Raw genomic sequence first — 18798 nt, forward strand, 5'->3', positions numbered from 1 at the left:
CCGACGTGTCGAGGGACGGGTTCATTTCCCCAGCCTAAAGGCTTGCTGGCTCTGATAGTCGGATGACGTGGTTGATGACGAGAATCCGTGGCGCCCCCCACTACGGGGCTCATCTCAAACCAGGAAAATCGGCCAATGGCCGATTTTCCGGTGTCTATTGCCGAGAATCGGCCACTGTTTCGGGTAGCGGTCCTGAGCCGATGGCTGCCGATAGTGTTTCGTCATGGAACTGCGCTTCCCTCAGCCGCTCACGGAAGGCTCGCTCGTCGGCGTGACCAGCCCGTCCTCAGGGGTGTCCGGGGCTCTTCAGCCGCGACTCGACGTGGCTGTCAGCGCCGTGGAGGACCGTGGATTCGCCGTCACGGTGGGCGAGTGCATGAACGGCGACCGGCATGTCAGCGGTCCGGCTGCCCAGCGTGCCGCCGAGTTCCAGAACATGCTTCTTGATCCCGAGATCAGAGCGGTCATCCCTCCGTGGGGTGGCGAGACCTGCATCGACCTGATGCCGCTGCTCGATTGGGATGCTATCGCTGGGGCCGAGCCGACCTGGGTGATCGGCTACTCCGACATCTCCACCCTGCTCGCGCCCCTGACCTTGCGTGCGGGATGGGCAACGATCCATGGCAACAACCTCATGGACACGCCCTACCGGACCCCGTCCGGCCTCGTCGACTGGCTGGACATCGCCTCTCTGCCCGTGGGGTCTTCGTTCGCGCAGACCTCCCCGGGTGCGCATCGGCGCGGCTTCGTCGACTACGTCGAATACCCCGACGTCAACGCCTACGAACTGGAGACGCCATCCCGGTGGCATCGTCTCGACGCGCCGGGGGAGGAACTCATCGCGACGGGACGCCTGATCGGCGGCTGCATCGACACGATCGCCTACCTCGCCGGGACGCCGTTCCTTGATACGGCCGTGCTTCGCGGCGGGGGCGATGATCTGCTCGTCTACGTCGAGGCCGCCAGTGAGAACGCGGGGTGCATCGCACGCTCACTTCATGGAATGCGACTGAGCGGTTTCTTCGACGGCGCTGCCGCGGTCCTCGTCGGTCGCACCTATGCCCCCGATCTGAACGACCTCACCCAGCAGGAGGCCGTGCTCGATGCGTTGTTGCCGCTGGGGGTCCCGATCCTGGCCGGCGTGGACTGCGGGCACTGGGCGCCGTACATGCCGCTCGTCAACGGTGCGTTGGCGACCGTCGAACACAACGCGCGGTCCAGCGTCATCACCCAGACCCTCGCCTGACGCACCGTCAGGCGTTGTCGGATCCGTCACGGAGTCGCCAGAACGGTCCAGTCAGGACAATGTGTGGTCACGGTGCCAAGTCTCGCCGGCCGCTCGCCAGCGGTCCAGTGACCTCGCCGACCTCTCCATTCGTCACAGTCGACACCTCAATCCACGACAGGCGAGCGCCGGCAGACCGTTGCACGACGGGAGCACGGCGAGAGCGCAACGGCGAGTTGAAGGGACTAGGAAGCTTGTTTGACGAGGTGCGCGAGTTCTCGCAGGCCGCGCTCCGCATCTGCTGCGCTGGCGTGGCTGAAGTTCAGTCGCATGGTGCCGAGGTCGAGCCCGTCGGGCGAGAACTCCTCCCCCGGCATGAACGCCACATTCTGCTCGATGGCCTTGCTGAGCAGCGGTCGGGTATCGACCGACTCCTTCAGCCGGAGCCAGTAGAACAGCCCACCCTTCGGTGTCTCCCAGATAGCGAGGTTGTGGAAGTGCTCGCGAAGCGCCGCCTCGAAGGTGTCGCGGCGCACGCGGTAGAAGCTGGCGAGAGCGCCCAGGCGTTCCGGCCAGTCCGGCGAGGTGATCGCGCGATAGACGATGTGTTGCGAGAGCCGGGAGCTATGCAGGTCGGTCGCTTGTTTGATGATGACGAGTTTACTGAAGAGGTCTTCTGACGCCGCGATATATCCGAGGCGCAGGCCCGGTGCGAAGGTCTTGGAGAAGGATCCCTGGTAGATCCAAGATCCGCCCGTCATGCGCGCTGCGACTGGTGTGCGGTCACACGGGTCGTAGACGAGGTCTCGGTAGGGGTCGTCTTCGAACAGCACGGTTCCTGCGCTTAGGCAGCGCGAGGCAACCCGATCGCGCTCGGCCTGCGTGGCGCAGATCCCCGTGGGATTGGCGAAGGTGGGCACGATGTACGCGAGGTGGGCTTGGCTGGCGGCATCGGTCGCGAGGTTGACGAACTGTGCGCCGTAAAAGCGGAACACTTGAAGCGCCGCGAGATAGGTTGGGTACTCGAGCGCGACGGGCGTCGCGGGGTCGACGACGAGCTTGGCGACGAGATCAATGCCCTGTTGGCTGCCGCTCAGGACCATCACCCGCTCCGGTGGGGCATCGACCCCCAGGGCACCGAGCTGCTCGGACACCACGGCGCGCAGTTCGGGATCGCCCTCCGTCGGCCCATATTGCAGCACCGCGGGCGGCACCACACCCTCCCACTGGGGCAGCACCTCACTCGCGGGCAGGTCCCCGGCGAAGGAGATCATGCCCGGGCGATCAATCACGTTCAGGATCGATCGGATGGGCGACGGGCGAAGCCCCTGGATACGCTGGGAGAACACGACACATCCTTGGAATAGGTCAACAAGCTTGACCCGAGTATGGTGTGGAAAGCAGAATAGGTCAAGATGATTGACTCAAAACGGTCACTGGAACTCCGCGAAGACATTGAGGCGCTGTACTTCGGGTACCGAGCTTTCACGTCCATTCCCGACCGCATCCTCGCCGACCGAGGGCTTGGTCGAGCTCACCACCGCATCCTCTATTTCGTCCAGCGAGAGCCGGGGGTCTCGATGGGGGATCTGCTGACCGTCTTGAAGGTCACCAAGCAGGCGATCCACCGACCAGTCAAAGAACTCGAATCGCTCGGTCTCATCACCGTGACACCCGATGCGCACGACAAACGTATGCGTCGTGTGGCGGCGACCGAGGCGGGCAAGCAGCTCGAAGCACAGCTCACCGGCGAGCAGATGGGCCTGCTCGAGAGCGTGTTCCGAACTCTCGACCCCGAGGCTGAGAGGCACTGGAGAACCGCTCTGCTCCGGCTTGCGCAGGCGGGCGAAGGACAATTCGATCTGCTCGCTTCCCGAGAACGCGGAAGTAGTTCCCGCGAACGCGGAAGCAACCCGTGAGAATCGCAAACACTCCGCCGGCCGGCCCCTCAGCAGAGGAGGGGGTGTCGGATTGGTGCTCTTGTTCTTGCCGGGTTCTGAAGTAGTTGGGGTTGGGGGAGAAGGCCGACCTTGACAGGCTGAGGTCTGCTGACGATCGGTTTGCGAGTCTTGGCGTCGAAGGTGATCTGCCAGCGAGGGTTCACCAGGTCGTTTCCGGGGGGTTCGATCAGGGCGTGGTGGTGCGGGCAGGCGAGGACGAGGTTTCCCAGTGATGTGGGGCCGCCGTGTTTCCAGGGGATCACGTGGTGCGCGTCGCATTCCGCGTCCGTTGCCGTGCACCCCGGGAAGACGCACTCGCCGTCTCTCACCGATAGGGCTCTGCGGATGGCGGGGGTGACGAACCGGTGCGCGACGCCGACGTCCAGGATCTCGGAATCACCACCGAGCACGATGGGCAGAATCTCCGCGTCGCACAGCATTCGGCGGAGTTCGCCAGCCGGGATCTTGTTGCCGGAGGACAGGATGCCTGCGGTACGGGCCTTGGTGTGGAGGTCTTCTTCTTTGATGGTGACGATCACCGTCGCCGGTGTCCGACGACGGCCACTCCGGGTGGTGGGCTGTGCGGCGAGCTGGGTGAGGGCGTCGGCGTAGCGCCGCTCCCGGGTGATCTCTTTTCGTGCCGCGTCCACGGGCTTGTCGCGTTCGGCTCGTTTCTGTGCGGCGACGAGGTGGTGCAGCGTGTTGATCAAGGGCTCGGCTTCGAGGTGTGGGAGACAGCCACGAAACCAGGTAGAGCCTTCGCCGTCGTCGCCGAAGGTGAAGGAGCGTCGTCTCAGCGCTATGCGACGTTGTTCTGCGAGCACACGGTCTTCATCGTCGGGCGAGGGAACCAGCTCTGGAGCCACTCGCTGGAGCGCTTCCTTTGCCTTGGCTGATAGTTCGGTGGGCGTGGAGGTGGTCGCGTCGTTCACCAGCAGCCGGGTGATCTTCTCGGCTTGGGTACGGGTGAGATCCAGGGGTAACTCTTTCATCGCTCTGACCACACCTCGGGCGTGCTCGGTGGAGATGACCCCTTCCAGCACAGCTGTCGCGATGGCAGGGTTCCGGGTGAGGTCTCGGCCTTGGAAGATAGCCCGGTTGGCGTCTTTGCCGTCGCGGTGCTCGGTCTGCGCGATCAGCGTGTTCAGCGGTGTGCGGGTGACCAGGATCGCGGCATTCCTGCGTTCGACGGTGGCGGTGAGCACGGCCGCGACGCCGGCCATCCGGTCGGCGGTCTTGCGGGCCTGCCACATCAGGTCGAGGAGTTCCGGTTCGGGCAGGTGCTCCCACTCGGCGGGGTCGATATGCGCGACCCACCCCGAGAGGGCCTTGAGGGCCTCCCTGGTGCTGGTTCGCGCTATGTTCTTCATACCGGAAACGCTACGCCAACCGACCGACAAAACCGATCGTGTGAACGATTCGGGCAACACCATCGCGGGTACGGGCAACACCTGGCCCCATCCGGGCAACACTTCCAGGTACCCGGGCGACACCGAGGGGTCGGCCGGCGGTAGTCCCATCTGACGGGCGGACTTCCGGATTCGATCTGAATCCTCGTTGACAAGGCTCTTTACCCATAGACGACGACGCGTCGAGGCGAAGGCGCGACGTGCGTCCTCGCCTCGACGCGAGCTGCTCAGGCGAGAGGGAGGCAGATGTCGGTGACCAGTTCGTCCTCGCTGACCTGATCGGGCGTGGTCAGGTAGAGGTTGAACGCCCGGCCGCCGATCGTGTCGCCGCTCGCGAGACTCAGGTTGTCAGCCGCGAGGCGGGCGCCGAGGTGGGCGTGCGCGTCGCCGATCTGGGCGAACGAACCCAGCACCCTTGCAACGAGGCAATCGCGCTCGGGCAACTCCAAGATCTCCAGTGGCGCCTCCGCGCGGGTGCCAGGGGCGACGGGCAGGAAGATCGAGAGGTCGACGTCGTGCTCCGTGTACTGGTCGTCGTGTTCGATGACGCCACATGGTCCGATGGGCGTGATGCCTTGAGCAGCGAGGAGCGGCATCATCTGCGCCCAGAGCTGACCTTCGTCGGAGTAGGTGGGGACGGTCCCTCGCAGGGTGACGACGGTCATCGCGGGGATGGTGGTGCGGCTGATGGTGATCGACATGGTGGGTTCTCCTTCGTCGAGCAGGCGGTTGATGAGAGACAGCCGTGTCTGGGCCGCGCGCAGGTCGTCGGCCAGGCTCTCGCGCTGCAACCGCAGGGCGTGGGGCCAGGCCGGGGTGCCGCGGGCGGCGAGGAGGGCGCCGATGGCGGAGACGCCGAACCCGACGTCGCGCAGATTCCGGATGTCCGTCGCGTCGGCCAGTTGGTGTGGCGCGTAGCGGCGGTATCCGGTCCACGCGTCGACGTGTGCGGGCACCAGGACGCCGTGGGCGTCGTAGTGGCGCAGCATCCGCACCGACAGTCGGCTCCGTGAGCTGAACTGACCAATCGTCAGAAGGTTCGTGGTTTCGGCCATGAGTCCAGCATGCCGCCTGACATCGTGTGAGGGTCAACCCCGACCCTTCGACGACGACGTCGATACGCGCATCCAGGCGTCCTCGGGCGCGTCGTCCGCCCCTCCGTTTGCAGCCGTCCGAGCCCTCGATGGCAGCCGCAGAAAATTTCTCGAACTTTTTTCCGGATTCGCGTCATAACGCGTCGACTTTCGTGTCTTTACGTATAGCGACGTCGGGCATGGGGGTGCCCGATAGGCCAACGGCAGCTGGATGGGGGTCCAGTTCGGAGATGGGGATCTCTGGCCGGAAGGTCACGCTGACTAGCCCTTCGGGGCTGGTGACGTGCCGGTCGATTTCGGGAACCTGCTGGGGGGCAGGTTTCCCGAGACCGGAGCGCACTCTTGGGGCGAAGGATGAGGGAGACGAAGGACGGCCGCGGATTGTGTGCCGTACCGGAGTCCTCGCACTTCGGCGGACGTGTCGGAAGACGACGTTCAGCGAAGCGTGAGCCATGGGGATGGGCCCGCGAGGTCCTTCGAAGCTCCTGACGGGCGCGGTGTCGATGATCAATAGTCGGCACCGCGCCCCTTTCAGTTCCAGGGCGCAGCCGCTTTCATGGCACGACCTTCCTGCCGCGCCGTCGTTCCCAGGTTGGGCCATCAGGCCCAAAGGCGCAGGTGTTTGTCAGGGGACGTTGAGTTCAGGATCCTCTTCGTGCAGATGACGCCTCGCGTCGTTGACATAGGCGTAGTAGACCCCGATCAAGAGTCCGCCGCCGACGAAGTTGCCTATGAGCGCGATCGCCACGTTGCCGATGGCCAGGCCGACGTCGATGCCGTCGCGCAGCCCGACGATCAGGAACAGCACCGTGTTGGCGACGGAGTGCTCCAGTCCGAGGAAGGCGAAGATGAACACCGCGGCGAGCATCGCGCACATCTTGGCGAAGTCGGCCTTCACGTAGCCGTTGTAGACCAGCAGCATGGCCACGTTGATCATGAAGTTACAGAGGATGGCGCGCACGAACAGGTCGCCCCAGCCCATCGGACCGGCGCTGACATACGCCAGCTTCGTGTCGACGGAGTGCACCATCTGGTCGAGCACGGCGCCGGAGGCGAGCGTCGAGAACCGGAGGAACGCCGCCAGCAGCAAGCCGCCCAGCGCATTGCCCAGGTAACACAGCCCCATGATCCCGAACGCCCTCGGCCAGGTCACGCCGTGGTAGTAGCGGCCGATAGTGACCACCATCATGTTCGACGTCAGCAGCTCGGACTTCGTGTAATAGATGAAGATCAGCGCCCAACCGAACACCAGCGAGCCGATCACCTTGCCGAGGCCGGTGAGCGACGTCTCCCCTAGCTGGAGCCCCGCGAAGACGGACACCGTCGTGTAGTAGGCGGCGTAGAAGACGCCGATCAGGATGCCGGCCATGGCGGCCCGCTGGATATAAGGGATGGTCGCGGAGCGCGACATGTCGTCCTTGACGTGGAGTGCGTCCAGGGTGGCTTGGATGAACTCGCGTCCGGGGAAGATGTGCCCCATGTCTTTGGCCATGAGGTAATGCTTCCATGAACCATTCCGGCAGAGATAGGGGACCCATGGTTAAGGCCTGGCAGTACCATCTGTCTGCGGGACCGCTTACTCTGGTGGGGTGAGTAGAGAGACCATCCCCGATGTCGGCGGGTGGTTCCGTACCGCGCGCGACGGATCCGTCACCCTTCCTGCCTGGTCGCCGGGCATCACCGGGTTTGGGCGGTCGTCGTCCGACGCCGACGTGGAGAAGGCGCTGCAGACATTCCGCGACCGGCCCACCCTGGTGCTCACCGGGGCCGGCATGTCGACCGGATCCGGTCTCCCCGACTATCGCGGCCGGCATGCGGTGCCGCGCAGCCCCATGACCTACCAGGAGTTCATCGGCGAGGAACTGTCTCGTCGTCGCTATTGGGCGCGCAGTTTCGTCGGGTGGCAGGCGTTCTGCCGGGCGAAGCCCAACACCGCCCACCTCGCGCTGGCACGCCTGGGTGCGCTCACGCCGATCACCGCGGTGGTCACCCAGAACGTCGACGAGCTGCATCAGGCCGCCGGCTCGCGGCCGGTGGTCGACCTGCATGGTCGGCTCTCGTTGGTGGTGTGCCTCGGCTGCACGCGAGTGATCCGTCGCGCCGACCTGCAGGACGAGCTGGTTCAGCTGAACCCGGAGTTCGCCGCCCGTCTTGACCATCTCGCCCGCGACGCGGCGACGGCGCCCGACGGTGATGCCGAGGTCGACCGCACCGAAGACTTCCGCTATCCCGACTGCGCGTCGTGCGGCGGAATGCTCAAACCCGAGGTGGTCTTCTTCGGTGAGAATGCCCGACGCGAGGTGCTGTCCCGCGCGATGGCGGCCGCCGAGGTGGCGAAGGCCGTGGTGGTGCTCGGCTCCAGCCTGACGGTGATGAGCGGCCTGCGGTTCGCGCGGGCCGCCGCGCGCGACGGCAAGCCCGTGGTGATCGTCAATGACGGCGCCACTCGGGGAGACGATCTGGCCACCGCTCGTGTGCACGGCCGCCTCGACCGGGTGCTGAGCCGGTGGGTGCAGCTCGCGGCCACGCGCTCGTCGGCCGGTCGGGCATGACCCGCGGATACCGCAAGACGGGCAGCGCCCAGGCTGTTGCCAGTGAAGTGGCCAGCTTGGCGTGGCTGGCCCAGGCCGCGGACGAGTGCGGTGGCGCGCCGGTGGTCGAGGTGCTCGGCACCGGGCCCACCTGGATCGAGACGCGCTACGTCTCGGAAGCTGCGCCCACGCTCCAGGCGGCCGAGGAGTTCGGACGATGCCTGGCCCGCACCCACGCTGCCGGCGCCGACTGGTGGGGTCAGCCGCCGCCGGGCCTGGCACCCGAGGCGCTGCGCACCACCAACCTGGCCAAGCCCGCGTCGTCGCGCCCGGTGTGGGGAAGCTGGGGCGAGTTCTTCGCCGAGGCCAGGATCCTGCCCTACGTGGATCAGCTCAGGCTGAGCCCCGACGACGACCGCCTCCTCCGGCGGGCCGCCGACGTGATCGCGTCGGGAGCCTGGGACGCGCCGCAGCCCGGGCTGTGCGGGGAGGTGGCTCGCATCCACGGCGATCTGTGGGGCGGCAATGTGCTCTGGACCGCGGGCGGTGGTGTGCTCATCGACGCCTGCGCCTACGGCAGCCACGCCGAGGCCGATCTCGCCGATCTGGCCCTCTTCGGCTCGCCGCATCTCGACCGCACCGTCGCGGCCTACGACGAGGTCAGCCCGTTGGCCGACGGCTGGCGCGACCGCGTCGTCGTACATCAGCTGCACATGCTGCTGATCCACGTCGTGCTGTTCGGCGGCTCCTACCTGGGCTCGACGCTGCGGGCCGCCAAGAAAGCTGCCGAGCCCGGTTATCGCGGTTGATTCCGTACGGCTCCGACGATTATCGGGGCTGAATCTGTCAGGTGTCGGGCCGATCAGGCATCAGCGGGGTTCTGAAAATCAGCATGCTGATATCCGCAACCCCGATAACGGCAGTTCGCCGGGGGACTGAACGAAATCAGCCTCGATAGTCCACGCGGTCCTCACCCCGCATCCGCGTGCTCAGGACGTGCCTAGACTGGCCGCATGACGACGACTGTTGATTTCTGGTTCGATCCCACCTGCCCCTTCGCCTGGATGACGTCCCGCTGGATGCTCGAGGTGGAGAAGGTGCGCGACGTGAAGACCGTCTTCCACGTGATGAGCCTTTCCGTGCTCAACGAGGGCCGCGACCTGCCCGAGGACTACCGCGCCCACATGGACGCCGCGTGGGTTCCCGCGCGCGCCTCCCTGTTGGTTGAGCAGCGTCACGGCTCGGAGAAGCTGGCCGAGTTCTACACCGCCCTCGGTACCCGCTTCCACCCGCGCGACGAGGAACGCAGCCTGGAGACCATCGCGGCAGCGCTCGCCGAGGTGGGGGCCGACGCCGACATTCTGGAGATCGCGCAAACCGATGCCATAGACGACGACCTGCGCCGCTCGCACAACGAGGGCATGGAGCCGGTCGGCCAGGACGTCGGCACCCCCGTCGTCCGGATCAACGGCATGAGCCTGTTCGGGCCCGTCATCTCGCCTGCCCCGAAGGGTGAAGAGGCCGGTCAGCTGTTCGACGGCGTCGAGAAGGTCACGGCCTACCCCGGCTTCTTCGAGTTGAAGCGCAGCCGCACCGTCGGCCCGATCTTCGACTGATACCACCTGGTGACGCTTCGCTAACCCCACCCCGACGAAAGGCCGGAGAGCCCGCTGACTAGGGTGGAACCCATGGTCAAGGTGCTGGTGGGATACGCGAGCGACAGCGGAACGGCTCGCGACATCGCGGGTCTGATCGGGGACGCGCTGAGGGCGACCTCGTGCGTCGTCGATGTCGTCGACCTCATGGTCGAGCGGCCGTCTCCGCTGGGCTACGACCTGGTGGTCGTCGGCTCCGGCATCCACGCGGGCTCCTGGTATGCGGCCGCGACCGACTACCTGATCGCGCACAAGGACGCCTTGGGCGAGGTCTCTGTCGCGCTGTTCAACACCTGCCTGAACGCGGCGCGCGACGACATGCAGGAGGTGTCGCTCGGTTACAACGCGAGCGTTGAGGCGATCGTGGCGCCGGTGGCCTCCGCGTCGTTCGCGGGCCGATTCGTGCCCGAGGAGGTGGGCTTCTTCAAGCGCATCTTCCTTCGCACGCTGCAGCAGCGACCCAAAGATCACGTGAATCCCGACGCCATCCGGGCCTGGGCGCAGGGCCTGGTGGCCACCGTCGATACCGCCTCCTGACCGTCTGCATCGCTCTCCCGGGAGCCGGAGTGCAATGATGGATGCTGTCTGTCTATCGGAGGAGAACCGCGAGCGATGTCGACGACGAGCCGTGTGCCGGCGTGGGTGCGCTATCTGCTGATCGGCATGGGCGCCGGCCTGTTGTCGGGGCTGTTCGGTGTCGGCGGCGGCACCGTGATCGTTCCGCTGCTGGTGCTGCTCTGCCGCTTCGATCAGCGACTGGCGTCGGGCACCTCGCTCGGCGCGATCGTGCCGACGGCCATCGTCGGCGTGGCGTCGTATGCGTGGAACGGCTCGGTGTCGTGGATCGCCGCTCTGCTCCTGGCCGGCGGGGCGGTGGGCGGCGCGCAGATCGGCACCTGGCTGCTTGGCCGTCTGCCCATGCGGGCGTTGCGATGGGGCTTCGTCGTGTTCCTGGTCGCGGTGATGGTGAACCTGTTCCTCGTGGTTCCCTCCCGCGACGCCGACCTGGTGCTGACCTGGCTGTCGGGCTTGGCCTTGCTCGGGGTGGGCCTGGTCACCGGCGTGCTGTCCGGGTTGTTCGGCGTGGGTGGCGGCATCGTCGTCGTGCCCGCGTTGATCCTGCTGTTCGGCGCCAGCGACCTGGTCGCCAAGGGCACCTCGCTGCTCATGATGATCCCGACGGCGATCTCCGGCACGCTCGGCAACCACCGGCGCAAGAACATCGACATGAAGGCGGCGATCGGCGTCGGCGTTGGCGCCTGCTTGACCACCGTCGTCGGCGCCCATGTCGCCGCATGGCTGGACCCCCGGGTCGCGACGCCGCTGTTCGCGGTGTTCATCGCCGTCATCACGATCCAGCTGGCCATCAAGGCGTGGCGGGCGGATCACCCGAAGAAGTAGTCGCCACCTACCTGCGGAACCTCTTAGCTGATCGCGAACACTCGGGTATGGGCGCCCGGGATGGTCGGTAGCCTGGCGGCAACCGTCAAAGGAGAACCATGGATCCCTCCCGCATCGTGCCCGACGATCAGATCTGGGCCGCTATCAAGGCCGAGTGCGCTGCGGCTGCGGCGGAAGAGCCCTTGTTGGCAGGATTCCTGCACGCCACGGTGCTGGCCCAGCCCGACATCGAGGAGTCGCTGAGTTACATCCTGGCCAGCAAGCTCGACAACTCGACGCTGCCGGCGCTCGGCCTTCGCGACATCTTCTACGACGTGCTCAAAGACGAGGAGTGCATCCAGCGCTCCATCATCGCCGACCTGCAGGCCGTCGTCAGCCGCGACCCCGCCTGCCCCGGGTACGCCAACCCGCTGCTGTATTTCAAAGGGTTCCAGTCGATCCAGGCCTACCGCGTCGCTCACCACTACTGGACGCAGGGCCGCAAGCCGCTCGCCTGGTATCTGCAGAGCCGCATCTCGGAGGTGTTCGCCGTCGACATCCATCCGGGGGCGCGGATCGGCAAGGGCATCATGTTCGACCACGCCACCAGCGTCGTCGTCGGTGAGACGGCAGTGGTGGAGGACGACTTCTCGATGCTGCACGAGGTGACCCTCGGTGGCTCCGGCAAGGAGGGCGGCGACCGTCACCCCAAGATCGGCCGTGGCGTGATGATCGGCGCCGGCGCGAAGGTGCTGGGCAACATCAAGATCGGGGAAGGCGCCAAGATCGGAGCCGGCTCCGTCGTGCTGAAGGACGTCGCCCCGCACACCACCGTCGCCGGGGTGCCGGCCAAGGTGGTCAACGTGCCGGCCTCGTCGCTGCCCGCCTTCGACATGATCCAGACCCTCGACGAGGATCCTTTCGACCCCTGCATCTAGGCCCCGTACGCTCTTCGAGGTGCGAGGCCGCCTGCGGCCGAGCCTCGAGGAGAGCGTCGATGTCGAACTAGGCGGACGCCGTGGCGCGGAGGAACTCGCGCCAGCCGTCGGCCTTCGCCAAGGGGCGGGAGATGCCGTTGGACTTCTGCACCGAGCGCACCGCGTCTTTGGTCTGGTCGTCGTAGCTGTCGGTGAGGTCGATGTCCTTGCCGAAGACGTAACGGCAGGCGTTCTGCACCATCTGCACCTGGACGCGCGAACCGGGGTCGAAGGCAGAGCGATCCCAACCCGATACCCCGTTGTCGACGTGGATGTGGTTGCGGTGTGCCTCGTTGTAGCGGCAGGTCAGCGTGTAGGCGAAGTGCTCGTGCAGCGACGCTGCGAGCCGCCAGTAGGAGCGCATCCGACCGCCGTCCTCGCCCCACTTGTCCTGTCGGCAGGAGACCTTGCCACCCTCGTGCTCCAGTTCCGCGAAGTCGAACGCGCGCCCGGCCTGGTGCCAGGAGGAGCACTTGTCGACGTAGGCTCCGTAGCTCCACACCTTGGTCAGTGCGCCGAGTCCGCTGAGTTTCACCCAGTCCTCCGCCCACTCCTCGAGCAACTCGATGAAGCGCGGATCGGCCTTATAGGTGGCCTTGGTGCGATCGATCTCGTAGCCGAGCCTTGCGCCGCCCAGCGTCTTGAAGCTCTCGAGCGACTCCGGCGTGCGGCACTCTCCTTGGCCTTCGACGGAGAAGTCTTCGTCGTTCGGGTTGAGCAGTCCCTGGCCCTCGTCGAGAAGCGGAATGCCGTCGTCGAGGATCCCGCTCCGGAGAACCCCGTAGCCTGCCAGCGCTGTCACGCCGGCCAGTGCCAAGAATCCTCGTCGCCTCATACCCGGAAGCTATCTGCAGCAGGAGCGCCGGAGCATCCGCCCTGGGGCTAGATGTGGCCGGCGAGGGCCTCGCGGAGGACGCTGAGGGGGACGGAGCCGAGCTCGAGGGCGTGACGGTGGAAGGCGGACAGGTCGAAGGCCGGGCCTTGGCGCCGTTCCGCGTCGCGGCGCAAGCCCTCCCAGATGCGCTGGCCCACCTTGTACGACGGGGCCTCGCCCGGCCAGCCAAGGTAGCGGTCGAGTTCGAACTGGCGGAAACCGTCGGACAGCGTCGAGTTGCTGGTGAGGAAATCTCTCGCGTTGTCGGCGTTCCAGGTGCCCCCCAGTGGATGCTCTTTGCCGAGGTGCAGCCCGATGTCGAGCACTACCCGGGCGGCGCGGAGGCGCTGGCTGTCGAGCAGGCCCATCCGATCTCCCGGGTCGTCGAGGAAGCCCAGCTCCTGCATGAGGCGCTCGGCGTAGAGGGCCCAGCCCTCGCCGTGACCGCTGACCCAGCAGGCGAGTCGCCGCCACATGTTGAGCGTGCGCGACTGGTGAATGGTGGTGCTGAGCTGCAGGTGATGCCCGGGCGCGCCCTCGTGGTAGACGGTGGTGCGCACCCGCCAGGTGCCGAAGGTGTCAACGTCGGGCGGCACCGACCACCAGAGCCGTCCCGGGCGGGAGAAGTCGTCGCTGGGGCTGTGGTAGTAGACCCCGCCGGAGTGGGTGGGGAACACGACGCACTCGAGGGTGCGGGCGGGCTCGGGGATGTCGATGTAGCTGCTCAGCGCCTGGACGGCCTCGTCGGCCGTGGCCTGGATCCACTGCTGGAGAGCGTCCGTGCCCAGCAGTTGACGGGCGGGATCCTCGTCGAGCAGTTCCATGGCCTCTTCGACGCCCGTGCCGGGACCGAAGAGCTCGCCGGCCAGCGCCTGCTGTTCGTCGACGATGCGCGCGAGATCCTGGATGCCCCACTCGTAGGTCTCGTCAAGGTCGATGGTGTCGCCGAGGAAGCGCCGCGAGAGCAGTTGGTACCGCTCTCGTCCGACGGCGTCCTCGACGGGAGCCTTGCTCGCGTGACCACGCAGCGCCTTCGAGAGCCGGGCGTAAGCGGCTCGGGCGCCGCCGGCGGCCGTCTCCAGATCGGCGACGAGAGCCGGGGGCACCGGGCCGTCGTCGGTGTAGGCCGACTCGATCAGCGCCTGCCAGAAGGAGTTGTCGCTGGCCATCTCTGCGGCCTCGGCGATGCCGAGTTCCACCTGACGGCGCGCCGGCGCCGGCCCCGTCCGAAACGCCTCGCCGAGGCTGGCCACGTACCCGTCGATGGCCTCGCCGACCCCGCTCATCCGAGTGGCGATGCCCTCCCAATCTTCGACGGTGGAGGTGGGCATGAGCTCGAACACGTCGCGGATCGACTGCAGAGGCGAGGCCACCACGTTCAGGTCTGCCAGATGCTCGCCCGCCTCGACGAGCTCGATCTCCAGACCCAGGCGCTCGCGCATGGCGAGCTGGGTGATCCGGTCGACCTCGTCGACGATGGGGGCGGCCTCGACGGCGGCGAGCGTTCGGCGTGCTAACTCCGTACGTGCGGCGTGTCCGTCGGGCGAGAAATCGTCGAGCCGATGATCATGACCGGGGATGCCCATGTCCGTTGCCTGGATAGGGCTGAGCCTCGCCAGCTCCTCGGTATAGGAGTCGGCGATGGCGTCGAGCGCGGTGGCAGGACGGGCGTCGGTCATGGCTTTGACCCTATACCGACCCTCTGACGGTGAGCCCGACCAGCCTGTGGGCGGACTACCAAGTGCGAGGATGACCTTCCGCCATCACGCCCGTTCTACCGACGCCGGTTCGGCGCACTACGTCTGGGTGCAGCGAATAAAAGTGGCTGATCGGGGGTGATCTGTGCAATACGTACAGATCCCCCCCGCTCAGCCATCTTTATTCAGACGCATCGGGTATTCAGACGGGTCAGGCGTCGGTGGCCTTGGTGGTCTTCCCGTCGAGTTGCTTCAACCCGACGACGCAGGCCACGATCCCTGCCAGGAACAGGGCCTTCAGCCAAGACATCGACTCCGCGCCGATCGCGACGGAGTAGCTGACGGTGAGCACGGTGCCGACGCTGGTCCACACGGCGTAGGCGGTGCCCGTCGGGATGACGCGCATGGCCTGGCCGAGGCCGACCACCGACGCGATAGTGGCAACCAGGAACACCACGGTGGGCACCAGATGTGTGAAGCCCTCGCTGGCGGACAGGGCATTCGCCCAGACGGCCTCCAGCACCGCACTGACCAGCAGGATGGCCCAAGCGGCCCCGGGGGTGATCGAGCGCGTCATGCCAGCACCTTCAATCCGACGACGCAGGCGACGATCCCCACCAGCAGCAGGATCTTGGCCAGCGAGGCGGGCTCGACGCCGCGGATCATCGCCCAGGTGACAGTGAGCGACGCGCCGGTGGCGGTCCAGACGGCGTAGGCGGTGCCCGTCGGCAGGCTCTCGAGCGCAAGACCCAGCCCGCCGAGGCTGAGGATGGAGGCCACCACGAAGACGATCGAGGGGCGGAGGCGTGTGAGGCCGTTGGAGGCGGCGAGCGCGGAGGCCCACACGGCCTCGAGCACGCCGGAGGCGATGAGGATGATCCAGGCCACGATTGGTTCCTTTCAGTCGTTTGCACGTCTGCCAGTCTTTTCGTGACCGGGTACTGGTCTCGATTCTCGATCGAGCCCTCGTCCGGGGCGCCATGGCGCCGGAGCCGATTCTAGCAAGCTCGTAGGGGACGGAGAAGCTGGCTCGAATGGCCCCTGACAAGGCAAGATCGGGCTTAAGGCACCCCGACGTCTGGTAGTAGATAAGGCGAGACTAGCCTCAGTTCCATGACCGCGTTCATGGACAAGCTGACCACGCGTCGCTGCGCCACGGCACAGTCGCTCGAGGGTGTCGGCCTCGACTGCCGGACCCTGGATTCGCTGCCCGTCGGACACGCGTCCACCATCCTCGGCTTCGACGGCGACGACGCCGTCAGCCGACGGCTGTTCAACCTGGGCTTCGCGCCAGGCCTGGAGGTCGCGCTGCTGCGACGCGCCCCGTTGCGCGACCCGCTGATGTTCCGAGTCGACGGCTGCGAGATCGTGCTGCGCCGTCGCGAGGCCCGTCGGATCCTGGTGGCGTCATGACTCACGAACACCACCACGGCGGGGGAGGCGCCACCGTCAAAGAAGGGCTGCCGCGGATCGCCATCGTCGGTAGCCCCAACGCCGGCAAGACCACCCTGTTCAACGGCTTGACCGGCCTGCGCGCCAAGACGGGCAACTATCCGGGCGTCACGGTCTCGCGCTACGAGGGCGAACTCGAAACCCCGGCCGGACCGGTGGCCGTCGAGGACCTGCCCGGCGCCTACTCACTCGACCCCATCAGCCCCGACGAGCAGATCGTCGCCGACATGCTCGAGCAGGCCCAGGACCACTGCGACCCCATCGAGGCGCTCATCGTCGTGATCGACGCCACCAACCTGCGTCGCGGCCTCGGCCTGCTTGCCCAGGTGCAGCAAGCCGGCCTGCCGACCATGGTGGTGCTGAGCTTCGTCGACGAGCTGGTGCGGCGGGGTGGCAACGTCGACCACCAGGCCCTCGGCAGGGCCATCGGGGCCTGCGTGCTGCCCATCGTCGCCGGTGAGAAGCGAGGAGTGAAGGCACTGGCTGACGCCGTCGCCGAGCGCGCTTCCTGGCCGTCCCCGCCCGTCGCTCCGCCGCATGAGCCCGACGAGGTGACCGCCTGGGCGTCGTCGGTGCTGGTCTCCGCGAACTATCGCCCCGCCGATCCGGACTCACGCACCGGAAAGATCGACCGCATCCTGCTGCATCCCCTGTGGGGCACCGTCATCTTCTTCGCCGCGATGCTGCTGTTCTTCCAGATCATCTTCACCGTGGCGGCGCCGCTTCAGGGCTGGATCGAGGAGCTCTTCGGCTGGCTGAGCGAGGCCTCGCGCGCCGCCATCCCGATCGGCTGGCTGAGCTCGTTCGTCGCCGATGCGCTGATCGGCGGAGTGGGCGGCGTGCTGGTGTTCCTGCCGCAGATCGGGCTGCTGTTCGTGATGATCTCGCTGCTCGAGGGAACCGGGTACCTGTCGCGCGCCGCCTATCTGATGGACCGCGTGATGGCCTCCGCCGGCCTCGAGGGCCGGGCCTTCGTCGCGTTGCTGTCGTCGGTAGCCTGCGCCATCCCCGGCATCATGGCGACGCGTACCCTGCCGTCGGCCAGGGACCGCCTGGCGACGATGATGGCCGCCCCGCTGATGACCTGCTCCGCCCGACTGCCCGTCTACGTCCTGCTGATCGGCATGTTGGTGCCCAACGACGTGCGCGTGGGCCCGCTGGGTTTGCAGGGCCTGATCATGTTCGGCCTGTACCTGCTGGGAGCGGCCTCCGCGATGGCCGCCGCGTGGGTGGTGAAGACGTTCATCGGGCGCAAGGCCATGTCGCTGCCGTTCTATCTGGAGATGCCGAGCTACCGGATGCCGCAGCTGCGCACCGTCGTCATCGCCGTGTGGGACGCCTGCAAGGCCTTCCTGAAGAAGGTCACCTCGATCATCATGCTCACCACCATCATCCTGTGGGGGCTGCTCAACCTGCCGCTGCGCTCCGACGCCGAGCTGACGCAGGCCGGGGTGGATCCCACCGACGAAGTGGCTGTGCAGACCTACGTGATCGACAACTCCGCGGCCGCCGCCGTGGGCCGCGCGGTGTCGCCGATCTTCGAGCCGCTCGGCTTCGACTGGCGGGTCAACGTCGGCGTGATGTCGTCGCTGGCCGCCCGCGAGGTGTTCGTCTCGACGATGGGTCAGATCGCCTCCGCCACCGATCCCGAGGATCCGGCAGAAGCGTTGGCGACGATGACTCACGAGTCGGGTCCGCACCAGGGCGAGCCGGTGTTCACGCCGCCGACGATGATCGCTCTGCTGGTGTTCTTCGTCTATGCGATGCAGTGCATGGCGACGCTGGGGGCCATGCGGCGCGAGACCGGTGGCTGGAAGTGGCCGGCGATCGCCTTCGGCTACATGAGCGTGCTGGCGTGGGTGATGGCCTTTGCGGCGCGGTCGGTGGCTAGCATCTGGCTATGACGATCCGCCGGAGCAAGCGCATCCTTCATCCCGAGGCCGTCCCCGGCGAGCCGCAGGCGGTGCGCTGGGTGACCGACATCGACCTGCCCGTGGGGCGGGTGAGGCGGGCGCCCGGCACCGTCGGTCCGCTGCTGGAGTACGGCGTGGTGACGAAGATGCTCATCGAGCGCGGCGGGGTATGGATGTGGCTCGCCGATGGCCACGCCTGGATCGATCAGGGGCCGCGCATCCGCACGGCGCTGGCCGCTGCCCTTGACGTGGACGACTGGGAGATCGAGGAGGGCTCGGCCGAGCTCCTCGGTCTGGTGGCCCAGCACGTGTTGGACGGTGAGCTGAAGGACTACGTCGCCTCGCACGGCGGGAGGATCACCGTCGCCGACGTCACCCCGGAGACCGTGGTGCTCGACTTCGGCGGCGCCTGCGAGGACTGCCCCGCGGCCGGCTCGACGCTGCACGAACGCATCGAAGCTGCCGTTGTGCGTCGCTACCCAGCCACCGTCACCACGTCGAGCCCGGTCCACGAGCAGAAGCGCGGCCTCTTGGGACTCTCCCGGCATCGTCGCTGATAGGGGTGCCGACCTTTCGGCTGGCTATATGGCGCGGCGTGTGAAATAGGTACAGGCCGCGCCATATAGCCAGCCGAAGAGGAGCCATAGACGA

Annotated in this window: 19 protein-coding genes; 11 read left to right on the forward strand and 8 right to left on the reverse strand. The window is 66.8% G+C overall.

Annotated features, from left to right (window positions below; translation table 11 throughout):
- Positions 1-223: 223 nt before the first annotated feature.
- Positions 224-1246, forward strand: coding sequence for a S66 family peptidase (locus tag P0D62_RS07175; protein WP_275701945.1), 1023 nt, complete (start codon positions 224-226; stop codon positions 1244-1246).
- Between the two features lie 224 nt (positions 1247-1470).
- Here the strand turns inward: P0D62_RS07175 and P0D62_RS07180 are convergent, their stop codons facing one another.
- A complete protein-coding gene (locus P0D62_RS07180; RefSeq protein WP_275701946.1) occupies positions 1471-2574 on the reverse strand; it encodes an aminotransferase-like domain-containing protein in 1104 nt (367 codons plus the stop codon).
- A gap of 66 nt (positions 2575-2640) precedes the next feature.
- Between P0D62_RS07180 and P0D62_RS07185 the strand changes: the two genes are divergently transcribed.
- Positions 2641-3144 (forward strand): MarR family winged helix-turn-helix transcriptional regulator, encoded by a 504-nt coding sequence (locus tag P0D62_RS07185; RefSeq protein WP_275701947.1) that lies wholly within the window; start codon positions 2641-2643, stop codon positions 3142-3144.
- 29 nt (positions 3145-3173) lie between these two features.
- Here the strand turns inward: P0D62_RS07185 and P0D62_RS07190 are convergent, their stop codons facing one another.
- The 3 genes from P0D62_RS07190 to P0D62_RS07200 form a co-directional block, all read right to left on the reverse strand.
- Positions 3174-4535, reverse strand: a complete 1362-nt coding sequence (locus P0D62_RS07190; RefSeq protein WP_275701948.1) for an HNH endonuclease signature motif containing protein — start codon at positions 4533-4535, stop codon at positions 3174-3176.
- 266 nt (positions 4536-4801) lie between these two features.
- Complete coding sequence (locus tag P0D62_RS07195) at positions 4802-5629, reverse strand: MerR family transcriptional regulator (protein ID WP_275701949.1); 828 nt, start codon at positions 5627-5629, stop codon at positions 4802-4804.
- A 664-nt stretch (positions 5630-6293) separates the two neighbouring features.
- On the reverse strand, positions 6294-7160 hold the full coding sequence (locus P0D62_RS07200) for a formate/nitrite transporter family protein (protein WP_275701950.1): 867 nt from the start codon (positions 7158-7160) through the stop codon (positions 6294-6296).
- Between the two features lie 97 nt (positions 7161-7257).
- Here P0D62_RS07200 and P0D62_RS07205 point away from each other — a divergent pair, with 97 nt between their 5' ends.
- From P0D62_RS07205 to cysE, 6 genes are all read left to right on the forward strand, one after another.
- Positions 7258-8220 (forward strand): NAD-dependent protein deacetylase, encoded by a 963-nt coding sequence (locus P0D62_RS07205; protein WP_275701951.1) that lies wholly within the window; start codon positions 7258-7260, stop codon positions 8218-8220.
- The gene (locus P0D62_RS07210) at positions 8217-9008 is read left to right on the forward strand and encodes a fructosamine kinase family protein (RefSeq protein WP_275701952.1); all 792 of its coding nucleotides are present in this window, start codon (positions 8217-8219) and stop codon (positions 9006-9008) included. The genes P0D62_RS07205 and P0D62_RS07210 overlap by 4 nt, the downstream gene beginning before the upstream one ends.
- Before the next feature lie 204 nt (positions 9009-9212).
- Positions 9213-9815 (forward strand): DsbA family protein, encoded by a 603-nt coding sequence (locus P0D62_RS07215; RefSeq protein WP_275701953.1) that lies wholly within the window; start codon positions 9213-9215, stop codon positions 9813-9815.
- Between the two features lie 72 nt (positions 9816-9887).
- Positions 9888-10391, forward strand: coding sequence for a flavodoxin domain-containing protein (locus P0D62_RS07220; RefSeq protein ID WP_275701954.1), 504 nt, complete (start codon positions 9888-9890; stop codon positions 10389-10391).
- A gap of 75 nt (positions 10392-10466) precedes the next feature.
- The gene (locus P0D62_RS07225) at positions 10467-11255 is read left to right on the forward strand and encodes a sulfite exporter TauE/SafE family protein (RefSeq protein ID WP_275701955.1); all 789 of its coding nucleotides are present in this window, start codon (positions 10467-10469) and stop codon (positions 11253-11255) included.
- Positions 11256-11353: 98 nt separating this feature from the next.
- Positions 11354-12172 (forward strand): serine O-acetyltransferase, encoded by an 819-nt coding sequence (gene cysE, locus P0D62_RS07230; RefSeq protein ID WP_275701956.1) that lies wholly within the window; start codon positions 11354-11356, stop codon positions 12170-12172.
- A gap of 67 nt (positions 12173-12239) precedes the next feature.
- On the opposite strand, the gene P0D62_RS07235 is transcribed toward cysE, so the two are convergent.
- From P0D62_RS07235 to P0D62_RS07250, 4 genes are all read right to left on the reverse strand, one after another.
- Positions 12240-13046 (reverse strand): extensin family protein, encoded by an 807-nt coding sequence (locus P0D62_RS07235; RefSeq protein ID WP_275701957.1) that lies wholly within the window; start codon positions 13044-13046, stop codon positions 12240-12242.
- A gap of 47 nt (positions 13047-13093) precedes the next feature.
- Entirely contained in the window at positions 13094-14764 is a 1671-nt protein-coding gene (locus P0D62_RS07240) for a DUF885 domain-containing protein (RefSeq protein ID WP_275701958.1), read from the reverse strand.
- 229 nt (positions 14765-14993) lie between these two features.
- Positions 14994-15359, reverse strand: a complete 366-nt coding sequence (locus tag P0D62_RS07245; protein WP_275701959.1) for a DMT family transporter — start codon at positions 15357-15359, stop codon at positions 14994-14996.
- A complete protein-coding gene (locus P0D62_RS07250) occupies positions 15356-15670 on the reverse strand; it encodes a DMT family transporter (protein ID WP_275701960.1) in 315 nt (104 codons plus the stop codon). The genes P0D62_RS07245 and P0D62_RS07250 overlap by 4 nt, the downstream gene beginning before the upstream one ends.
- A 225-nt stretch (positions 15671-15895) precedes the next feature.
- On the opposite strand from P0D62_RS07250, the gene P0D62_RS07255 reads away from it, so the two are divergent.
- The 3 genes from P0D62_RS07255 to P0D62_RS07265 are packed head-to-tail and all read left to right on the forward strand — an operon-like array spanning position 15896 to position 18704.
- The gene (locus tag P0D62_RS07255) at positions 15896-16195 is read left to right on the forward strand and encodes a FeoA family protein (RefSeq protein WP_275701961.1); all 300 of its coding nucleotides are present in this window, start codon (positions 15896-15898) and stop codon (positions 16193-16195) included.
- Complete coding sequence (gene feoB / locus P0D62_RS07260; RefSeq protein WP_275701962.1) at positions 16192-18138, forward strand: ferrous iron transporter B; 1947 nt, start codon at positions 16192-16194, stop codon at positions 18136-18138. The genes P0D62_RS07255 and feoB overlap by 4 nt, the downstream gene beginning before the upstream one ends.
- A complete protein-coding gene (locus P0D62_RS07265) occupies positions 18135-18704 on the forward strand; it encodes a NifU family protein (RefSeq protein WP_275701963.1) in 570 nt (189 codons plus the stop codon). Before feoB ends, P0D62_RS07265 begins: the two co-directional genes overlap by 4 nt.
- Positions 18705-18798 lie beyond the last annotated feature (94 nt).

This window comes from Tessaracoccus caeni (genome assembly GCF_029211185.1).
In the GTDB taxonomy this organism is placed as follows: domain Bacteria; phylum Actinomycetota; class Actinomycetes; order Propionibacteriales; family Propionibacteriaceae; genus Arachnia; species Arachnia caeni.